Annotated in this window: 7 protein-coding genes; 2 read left to right on the forward strand and 5 right to left on the reverse strand. The window is 66.9% G+C overall.

Translation table 11 applies throughout. The features are described from left to right. On the forward strand, positions 1–2,896 hold a 2,896-nt coding region (locus EZJ19_RS01255), incomplete at its 5' end, for a PAS domain S-box protein (protein ID WP_131444490.1). Positions 2,897–2,905: 9 nt separating this feature from the next. On the opposite strand, the gene rluB is transcribed toward EZJ19_RS01255, so the two are convergent. From rluB to EZJ19_RS01280, 5 genes are all read right to left on the reverse strand, one after another. After that, positions 2,906–3,796, reverse strand: a complete 891-nt coding sequence (gene rluB, locus EZJ19_RS01260) for a 23S rRNA pseudouridine(2605) synthase RluB (RefSeq protein ID WP_131444491.1) — start codon at positions 3,794–3,796, stop codon at positions 2,906–2,908. 81 nt (positions 3,797–3,877) lie between these two features. Beyond that, complete coding sequence (scpB, locus tag EZJ19_RS01265; RefSeq protein ID WP_131444492.1) at positions 3,878–4,474, reverse strand: SMC-Scp complex subunit ScpB; 597 nt, start codon at positions 4,472–4,474, stop codon at positions 3,878–3,880. Positions 4,475–4,482: 8 nt separating this feature from the next. Beyond that, positions 4,483–5,313, reverse strand: coding sequence for a segregation and condensation protein A (locus EZJ19_RS01270; protein ID WP_131444493.1), 831 nt, complete (start codon positions 5,311–5,313; stop codon positions 4,483–4,485). Beyond that, positions 5,310–7,718 carry an endopeptidase La gene (gene lon / locus EZJ19_RS01275; protein ID WP_131444494.1) on the reverse strand — a complete coding sequence of 803 codons (2,409 nt, stop codon included), beginning with the start codon at positions 7,716–7,718 and terminating at the stop codon, positions 5,310–5,312. The genes EZJ19_RS01270 and lon overlap by 4 nt, the downstream gene beginning before the upstream one ends. A 52-nt stretch (positions 7,719–7,770) precedes the next feature. Then, entirely contained in the window at positions 7,771–8,250 is a 480-nt protein-coding gene (locus tag EZJ19_RS01280; RefSeq protein WP_131444495.1) for a low molecular weight protein-tyrosine-phosphatase, read from the reverse strand. 347 nt (positions 8,251–8,597) lie between these two features. Between EZJ19_RS01280 and EZJ19_RS01285 the strand changes: the two genes are divergently transcribed. After that, a partial coding sequence (locus tag EZJ19_RS01285) for a CRISPR-associated endonuclease Cas3'' (protein WP_165873417.1) occupies positions 8,598–9,924 on the forward strand: 1,327 nt, incomplete at its 3' end.

The following is a 9,924-nucleotide window of genomic DNA, read 5'->3' on the forward strand; positions in this document are numbered from 1 at the left end:
CCGCCTGTACGAGCGCGAGTATCTGACGGCCGAACGCGAGCTCGCCAACGTCGCGGAGAACGTGCGCGAGAGCCTGGGGCTGCTCCAGGCGGTACCCCGTTCGCTCGCCCAACTGCCCGACGTCGAGGCAGCCCTGCACAAGTTCGGCCGCCTGCCGACGACCGATCGCGCGGCCCTGCGCAAGCATCTGCTCGGGCAAGGCGACCTGGTTCGCCTGAACGCGTTGTTCGACACCGTCGCGGCCGGCCATCGGGCCGACATCGTGTGGCTGCTGAACCAGGCCGGCGACTGCATCGCGGCCAGCGGCGCCCAGGCGCCGGACAGCCTGCTGGCCGGCCGCTACGCCGACCGCCTGTATTTCGACCAGGCGCGGGCGGGCCGGCCCGGCTACCAGTACGCCGTCGGCAAGGTGACCGGCGTGCCGGGGCTCTACTATTCCTACCCGGTGCTGGCCCACGGCCGCTTCCTGGGCGCCGTGGTGGTCAAGCGCAACGTCGCCGCCATGGCGCGCTGGATCGCCCAGGACGAGGCCTTCCTGGCCGATGCCAACGGTGTCGTCGTCGTCGCCTCGGATGCCGATTTCCTGTACCGGACGCTGCCGGACAACGCGATCGCCCGCCTGTCCGGTGCGGAGCGCCTGCATCAATACAAGCGCACCGACTTTGCGCCGCTGGTCCAGGCGCCCTGGCGCCATGCCCGCTTCAAGAACCTGCTGCGCCTGGGCCGCATGGACGAGCCCATGCTGCTGCTGGCGAGGCCGTTGCCGGAGGACGCCCTGACCGTGTACATGCCGCGCAGCCTGGACGAGCTGGCCCACATCGACGTCGAGCGGAATTGGCTGTTCCTGCTCCTCGTCATCGGCGGCGGCCTGCTGATCTTCTTCACGACGGCGGTCGGCCTGCTGCGCAGCAACGAGGCGCGCGTTTCCTCCCTGCTGGCGTCCACCGGCGAAGGCGTCTACGGCGTCGACCTGAGCGGTGCCTGCACCTTCATCAACCCGGCCGCCCTCGCCATGCTCGGCTACGTCGACGAGCACACCGTCATCGGCCGCAACATGCACGACCTGATCCATTACGCCCGCGCCGACGGCAGCGTCTGCGTGGCGGCGCAGTGCCCCATACTCGGCACCCTGCGCGGCGAGGGCGAACACCACGTCGATACCGACGTGTTCTGGCGCGCCGACGGCACCGCCGTGCCGGTCGAATACCGTTCCAACGCGCAGCGGCGCGACGGCCTCCTGGTGGGTGCGGTGGTGACGTTCAGCGACATCAGCGAGCGCCTGCGCACCGAGGACCAGCTGCGCAAGCTCAACCGCGCCGTCGAACAGAGCCCGGAAAGCATCGTCATCACCGACCTGGAGGCCCGCATCGTGTTCGTCAACGAGAGCTTCCTGACGGCGACCGGCTACGCCCGCGAGGACGTGATGAGCCAGAACCCGCGCCTGTTGCAGTCGGGTCAGACACCGCGCACGACCTACGCGGAACTCTGGGCCGCGCTGACCGAGGGGCGGCCCTGGCAGGGCGAGTTCATCAACCGCCGGCGCGACGGCAGCCTCTACCACGAATACGCGATCGTCGCGCCGATCCGCCAGCCGGATGGCCAGGTCAGCCACTACCTGGCGGTCAAGCAGGACATCACCGAGCGCAAACGCATCGAGGCGGAACTGGACCAGTATCGCGAGCACCTCGAGGAACTGGTCTCCCGGCGCACCGCGGAACTGGACGCCGCCCTCGCCCGGGCCGAGGCGGCCAGCCGGGCGAAGAGCACCTTCCTGGCCAACATGAGCCACGAGATTCGCACGCCGATGAACGCCATCCTGGGCCTGGCCCACATCCTGGCGACGGAGAACGCCTCGCCGCGCCAGACCGAGCGCCTGGCCAAGATCAGCGCCTCGGCGCGCCACCTGCTCGGGATCCTGAACGACATACTCGACTTCTCCAAGATCGAGGCCGGACGCCTGACCCTGGAACCGCACGAGTTCGCGGTCGCCGACCTGGTCGGCAACCTGCATTCCCTGCTCGATGCCCAGGTGGCGGCACGCGGCCTGCATTTCGACGTCGACCTCGACGGCCTGCCCGGCCGCCTGGTCGGCGACGTCACCCGGCTGGCCCAGATACTCCTCAACTATCTGGGCAATGCCGTGAAGTTCACCGAGCACGGCCGCCTCTCCCTGCGCGGCCGCTGCCTGGAACGGAACGACAGCGACCTCCTGGTCCGCTTCGAGGTGGAGGACACCGGCATCGGCATTCCCGCCGACAAGCTGGCGCGCATCTTCCAGCCCTTCGAACAGGCCGATGGCTCCACCACCCGTTTGTACGGCGGCACCGGCCTGGGCCTGGCGATCTGCCGCCGGCTGGCGGGGATGATGGGCGGCGAGACCGGGGTCGAAAGCGAACCGGGCCGGGGCAGCCTGTTCTGGTGCACGGCCCGCCTGGGCGTCGTGGCGGAAAGCGACGGCCGGGACACCGACGCGACGACGGCGTCGGCAGCGGAACAACTGCGCGAACGGTACGGCGATTGCCGCATCCTGGTTGCCGAGGACGACGAGATCAACCAGGAAGTGACCCTGTACCTGCTGCGCGACGACGCCGGCCTGCAGGTCGACGTCGCCGAGAACGGCGCCGTGGCGGTCGACTTGGCCGAGCGCAACCGCTACGACCTGATCCTGCTCGACCTCCAGATGCCGGTCATGGACGGCCTGCAGGCGGCCCGTACCCTCCGCGCCCTGCCGGCCTACCGCGACACGCCCATCCTGGCGATGACGGCCAACGCCTACGACGAGGACCGCCGGCGCTGCCTCGAGGCCGGCATGAACGACCACGTGGCCAAGCCGGTGGAACCGGACCTGCTTTACGCCACCCTGCTCAGGTGGCTCCCGGAACGCCCCGCCGCCTGAGGCTTAGGTTCAGTCGTCGGAGCGCTTCTGGACCCGGCGCCGATACGGATGGCCGCCCTTGCCGGCCTCCTCGCCCCGGCGCCCGAGCGGCTTCTTGGCCGGCTGGTCGGCGCTCAGGCCACACCATTTCAGGAGTTCCCTGACCTGGGCGTCGGTGAGGTCCAGGAACATGCCGCGCTTGACCTTGGGCGGCATGGCGATGGGGCCGAAGCGCACCCGGATCAGCCGGCTCACCGTCAGGCCGAGGGCTTCGAACAGGCGGCGGACCTCGCGGTTGCGGCCTTCCTTGATGACCAGCTGGTACCACTGGTTGGCCCCCTCGCCGCCGGCCGAGAAGATGCTCTCGACCTGGGCCAGGCCGTCGTCCAGCTCGACGCCGGCGGTGAGCTGGTCCATCTGCTCCTGGGTCAGCTCGCCGAGGATGCGTACGGCATATTCGCGCTCGACCTCGTAGCGCGGGTGGGAGAGCCGGTTGGCCAGTTCGCCGCTGGTGGTGAACACCAGCAGGCCTTCGGTATTGAAGTCCAGGCGGCCGATGGAGATCCAGCGCTGGCCTTTCAGGCGCGGCAGCTTGGCGAACACGCTCGGGCGGCCCTCGGGGTCGTCGCGGGAGACGATCTCGCCGTCTTCCTTGTGGTAGATCAGGACCTTGGGCAGGGTCTCCTCCCACTCCAGCTTGACCATGCGGCCGCGCACCTTGACCTGGTCGCCGGGCTTGACCCGGTCGCCGACCTTCGCGGGCAGGCCGTTCACCGTCACCGCGCCGGCCTCGATCAGGGCCTCCATGTCGCGCCGGGAGCCGAGCCCGGCGCCGGCCAGCATCTTGTGCAGCTTCTCGCTGTGCGACTCCGCATCGGGGTCGGCCTTCAGCGGCCGCCCGAGGAACGAATATCTGGGCATGTTGTTTTTATCCTATGGCAGTTGAGGGTACGTCCGCGTACCCGTCATTCCCGCACCATGGGCGGGAATCCGGTGCATATATTACTGGGCTCCGGCGACTCCGCCAGCGTCCGCCGCGGCCTCCGGGCCGGGCAGTCCGGCAAGCAGGCTGTCCCGGGCCAGTTCCGGCAGGGGCGGCAGCTCGGCCAGCGCGCGCAGGTTGAGGTCGCCCAGGAACTGCTTGGTGGTGGCGAACAGGGCCGGCCGGCCCGGTACGTCCTTGTGCCCCACCACCTCGATCCAGCCCCGCTCCTCCAGGGTGCGGATGATCTGGCTGTTCACCGCGACGCCGCGTATCTCCTCGATGTCGCCCCGGGTCACCGGCTGGCGATAGGCGATGATGGCCAGGGTTTCCAGGGTGGCGCGCGAATACCTGGGCGGCTTCTCGGGATTCAGGCGCTCGATGTAGGGCTGGAACTCGGGCCGGGTCTGGAAGCGCCAGCCCTCCGCGGTCAGGGTCAGCTCGGCGGCGCGGCCCTGCCAGTCCTGGCGCAGTTCCTCCAGGGCGCGGCGCAGGAAGTCGTTGTGCAACTCGACCTCGAACACCCGCTTCAACTCGTTCAGGCTGAGCGGCACCGTGGCGCTCAGGAGCACGGCTTCGAGCACGCGCTTGATGTCTTCGAGGGTGGTGACGGTCATGGCGAGGCTCAGTCGGTTATGCAGGCACTGGCCCAGATGGGTGCGAACGGCTCGGTCTGGACGATGTCCACCAGGCGTTCGCGGGTCAGCTCCAGCAGGGCCAGGAAGGTTACCACCAGCTCGGGCCGGCCGGCCGGGTCCGGGAACAGGTCGCTGAACAGGGAGCGCCCCTGTTCCTGCAGGTGCTTGAGGATGCGGCTCATATGCTCGCGCACCGAAAGCTCCTGGCGGCCGATGCGATGGCGGGTGTTCATGCGGGCCCGCTTCAGGATGTCGGCCCAGGCCGCCATGAGGTCGTCCGGGCTCACCTGCGGCAGGCGTTTCACGGCCAGGCGGTCCAGATAGACGCTGACCATCTGGAAATCGCGTCCCATCTGCGGCACGGCATCCAGCTTCTGTGCCCCCAGCTTGATCTGCTCGTACTCCAGTAGGCGGCGCACCAGTTCGGCACGGGGGTCGTGCTCGTCGCCCTCCTCCAGGCGTTCCGGCCGCGGCAGCAGCATGCGCGACTTGATCTCGATGAGCATGGCCGCCATGACCAGGTATTCGGCCGCCAGTTCGAGCCGGTGCACGCGCATGGCCTCGATGTACTCGATGTACTGCCGGGTCAGGTCCGCCATCGGGATGTCGAGCACGTTCAGGTTGTTGCGCCGGATCAGCCAGAGCAGCAGGTCGAGCGGTCCCTCGAAGGCTTCGAGGATGACCTCCAGGGCGTCGGGCGGAATGAACAGGTCCTGGGGCAGCTCGTTCCAGGGCTGGCCGAGCACGCGGGCGATCGCCGCCGCCGGCTCGATGACCGGTTCGAGCGCGCCGAGTTCGAGCGGCTCCGTCTCGCTCATGCTTCGAATACGACTTTGGCCACGTCCTTGTAATGGCGGACGAAATGCGCCGTGAGGCCATCCTTGACGTAGTCCGGCAGACGCTCGAAATCGGGCTGGTTGGCCTCCGGCAGGATCAGCTCGTGGATGCCGACCTGCTTGGCGGCGATCACCTTCTCGCGCACGCCGCCGATGGCCAGGACCTGGCCGGTGAGGGTCAGCTCGCCGGTCATGGCCAGGGGCCGGCCGATCTTCTCGTTGCGCGCCAGGGACAGCAGGGCCGTGGCCATGGTGATGCCGGCCGACGGGCCATCCTTGGGCGTCGCGCCTTCGGGAACGTGCAGGTGCACGAAGGCGGCGTCGAAGAACTTCGGGTCGCCCTTGAACGTCTTCAGGTGGCTGGAGACGTAGCTGTAGGCGATCTCGGCGGACTCGCGCATCACCTCGCCCAGCTTGCCGGTCAGCTTGAAGCCGCGGTTCAAGGTGTGCACCTTGGTCGCCTCGATGGTCAGGGTGGCGCCGCCCAGGGCCGTCCAGGCCAGGCCGGTGACCACGCCGATGCCGCTGACCGGCTTCTCGCGCACGTAGGCGGGCTGGTCGAGCAGGCGTTCCAGGTCGGCGGCCGTGACGTGCACCTTGTCGGCCTGCTTGCGGACGATCTGCACGGCGGCCTTGCGCACCACCTTGCCCAGGTTCTGCTCGAGCTGGCGCACGCCGGCTTCGCGGGCGTAGCCGTCGATGATCTTGCGAATGGCGCCGTCCGTGATGTTGGCCTGGCCGCGGCTCAGGCCGGCCTTCTTGAGCTGCTTGGGCCACAGGTGATGCTTGGCGATGGCGAGCTTTTCCTCGGTCAGGTAGCCGGACAGGCGGATGGTCTCCATGCGGTCCAGCAAGGGACCGGGGATGGTGTCGAGCTGGTTGGCCGTGCAGATGAACAGGGTCTTGGAGAGGTCGAAGCGGACGTCCAGGTAGTGGTCGAGGAATTCGTGGTTCTGCTCCGGATCGAGCACCTCCAGCAGCGCCGAGGCCGGGTCGCCCTGGTAGGAGGCGCCGATCTTGTCCACCTCGTCGAGCATGATGACGGGGTTCTCCGACTCGACCTCCTTGATGGCCTGGATGAACTTGCCCGGCATGGCACCGATGTAGGTGCGCCGGTGGCCCTTGATCTCGGCCTCGTCGCGCATGCCGCCCACCGAGAAGCGGTAGAACTTGCGCCCCAGGGCATTGGCCACGGACCGGCCGATGGAGGTCTTGCCCACCCCGGGCGGGCCGACCAGGAGCAGGATGGAACCGGCCACCTCGCCCTTCAGCGCGCCCACGGCAAGGAACTCGACGATGCGCTCCTTGACGTCGTCGAGGCCGTCGTGGTCGTGGTCGAGTATCTTGCGCGCCCGTTCCAGGTTGAGCTTGTCCTTGGTATGCCGGCCCCAGGGCAGGCTGGTCAGCCAGTCCAGATAGTTGCGCGTGACCGTGTATTCCGGCGAGCCGTGCTCCAGGCCGGCGAGCTTGTCCATCTCCTCGCCGATCTTCTTCTCGGCATGGGCCGGCAGCTTGAGCTTCCGGATGCGCTCCTGGTAGAGATCGATGTCGGCGGTGCGGTCGTCCTTGGCGATGCCGAGTTCCTTCTGGATCGCCTTGAGCTGCTCGCGCAGGAAGAACTCGCGCTGCTGCTGGCTCATCTTCTCCTCGACCTTCTCGCGGATCTGGGTCTGCAGCTTGGCAACCTCCAGTTCCTTCTTGATCAGGACCAGGACCTTTTCCATCCGGCGGCGCAGGTTGACCGCCTCCAGCACCTCCTGCAGCTTGGCCTTGGGCGCCGTGGTCAGGCTGGCGGCGAAGTCGGTCAGCAGGGCCGGCTCGTTGGGCGAGAAACGGTTCAGGAAGAACTTCAGTTCTTCCGAATAGAGGGGATTGAGCGGTAGCAACTCCTTGATCGCGTTGATGATCGCCAGCGCGTAGGCCTTGATCTCCTCGTTGTTCTGGTTCTGCCGCGCGGACGGCTCGGGATATTCCACGCGGGCGTAATAAGGCGGCTTGCCGGATATCCACTCGACCACCTTGAAGCGGGTGATGCCCTCGGCGATGAACTGGATCTTGCCGTCGGCGTGCATGGGGTGATGCATGCGCACCAGGGTACCCATCGGGTAGAAGTCGTCGGCCCGGGCGTCGTCGGACTGGTCGCCGTGCACCAGCACGAGGCCGACCAGATGATGCGGCGTCTCGCCGATCTGCTTGATCGATTCCATCCAGGGGCCCTGGTTCATCACCAGCGGCAGGGTCTGGGCCGGGAAGAACGGCTTGTCCGTCATCGGCAGGATGTGGATGGCCGAGGGCAGGGTCTGGGCCGGCAGGCCCGCCAGGGCCTCGGCCCCCTCCTCCGTCGGTTCGAGGATCTCGCCCTCGATGGGATGCTGCTGTTCGGACATGAAAGTGCTTTGTTGTTTGCGTCAGGAAGTTCTATGGCCGGCCGCGGCCATTTCAAGCCTGGCGTCGGCGAATCTCTTCGACCAGGCCCTCGGCGGCATCCTCGACCATGTCCAGGACGCGGGCGAAGCCATCCTGGCCGCCGTAATACGGATCGGGTACCTCCTGGCCGGTGTAGTAGCGGGCGAAGGACAGGAACAGGCGCACCTTATTCTCCATGCCGCGCGGGCAGATGCGCAGCAGGTTGACCAGATTGTCGCGGTCCATGGCCAGGATCAGGTCGAACTTCTGGAAATCGCCCGCCGTCACCTGGCGCCCGACCAGCCCGGACAGGTCATAGCCACGCTCGGCCGCCGCCTCGCTGGCGCGCGGGTCGGGCGCACTGCCGACGTGATAGCCGTGGGTACCGGCGGAGTCGAGGTGGACCCGGTCCGCCATGCCGGCGTCGCGAAGCGTCTTGCGGACGACGCCCTCGGCGGTGGGCGAACGGCAGATGTTGCCCATGCAGACGAATAGAATTCCAAGTTTATTCATATATATCAATGCATTGCATTACATTGTTGCGTTCAACGATTTGCTTCGGAAACAGCTAGCATGCACATAAAAACAACAATTTACCTGTTTGCCGACGGCCGGCGATGATTTTACCCCGGTAGGGCGAGGTTAGCGGCTGCCATCCCTGGATGCCCAGTCGGTTGCCGTCGGGGTCACCGGAGACACCGCGTTCTGGGTCCGAAGAAAACAGGACCGACATGCGGTCGAAAAAACAACGCAATTTGCCCGCGGCCATTAAAAATCGCCCGTGGCCAGTGTACGCTTTCGCCTAAAGGGGGGCGATGACCACGTGGGGGAAGGCTCTTATCGATAAGCAGAGCGGGCATGTGACCGATAGCTTGTCTCTCGTTAACCATGCCGTTGATGTTGCCAGCGTGTTCAGGGAGCTTTGCGAGCTGCGCAGCCTCCACAGAGCACTCGCGCGTGAAGCTGTCCAGCCTTTGACGGACACCCACCTGGACCGGCTGGCGGTCTTTGCGCTTCTGCATGACCTTGGCAAATGCAACCGAGGCTTCCAGGCCAGGATCGACCCGAAGTCCCGCCTCAGGGCCGGACACATCCGAGAAACCGCGGCACTGCTCTATGACGACACTTTGCGCGAGGGTGCGGTCGCAGCCCTGGGCCTCGCGGATATGGCCACCTGGTTCGTCGACCCCGACACCGACATGCTTCACCTGCTCGTTGCCGCGATCTCGCACCATGGCGAACCGGCCTATACGCTCGATCAACTGGATGCCTACGACAGCGAACATGCCCGCAAGCTGTGGCGACCCGATGCCACCTACGACCCATTTGCCGCCTTGGCCGAGCTGGGCCAGGCGGCACGCGAAACGTTTCCGTCAGCCTTCGAAGTTGAAGCCGAACCACTATCGCTGACCGAGCCGCTGGAACATCGGTTCGCCGGCCTGCTCATGCTGGCCGACTGGCTTGGCTCGCATCGGGATGCCTTCTTCCCATTCCACCAGGAGGGAAGCCGCATCCCCTGGGCGAGGCGTCAGGCGAAGAAGGCTCTCGCCGCGGTCGGCCTGGACGTCTCCGGCGCACGCGGACGATTGGAGTCCCTGCCATCCTTCTCCCGGATCTTCGACATCACCGCCGACCCCAAGCCCCTGCAGGTGGCACTCGCAGATGCCGACCTGCCGCCACTGATCATCGCCGAATCCGACACCGGGTCCGGCAAGACCGAAGCCGCCATACTGCACTTCCTGGCCCTGTTCGCGGCCGGTGCCGTGGATGGCCTCTACTTCGCCCTGCCGACACGGGTTGCCGCGCGCGAGTTGTACGGCCGCGTGTTGAAGGCTATGAACAACGTCTTCGGCCCAGACCATCCACCGGTCCTGCTGGCCGTACCCGGCTACGCCCGGATCGACGGCGAGGCCGCCGACCTCCTGCCCGATCCTGCCGCCCTTTGGCACGAAGCCGAGCAGATGCGCCGCGAACGCGCCTGGTCGGCGGAGCGGCCCAAGCGGTACCTGGCCGCTCCGGTGGCCGTAGGCACCATCGACCAAGCGCTGTTGTCGGTCATCCAGGTACCCCACGCCCACCTGCGTGCCGCCTGTCTGGACCGTTCCCTGCTGGTGATCGACGAAGTCCACAGCTCTGACGTGTACATGCGCTATCTCAGCCGGCGATTGCTTGCCCGACATCTGGCGG

This window comes from Parasulfuritortus cantonensis, from assembly GCF_004337445.1.
Classification (GTDB): Bacteria; Pseudomonadota; Gammaproteobacteria; order Burkholderiales; family Thiobacillaceae; genus Parasulfuritortus; species Parasulfuritortus cantonensis.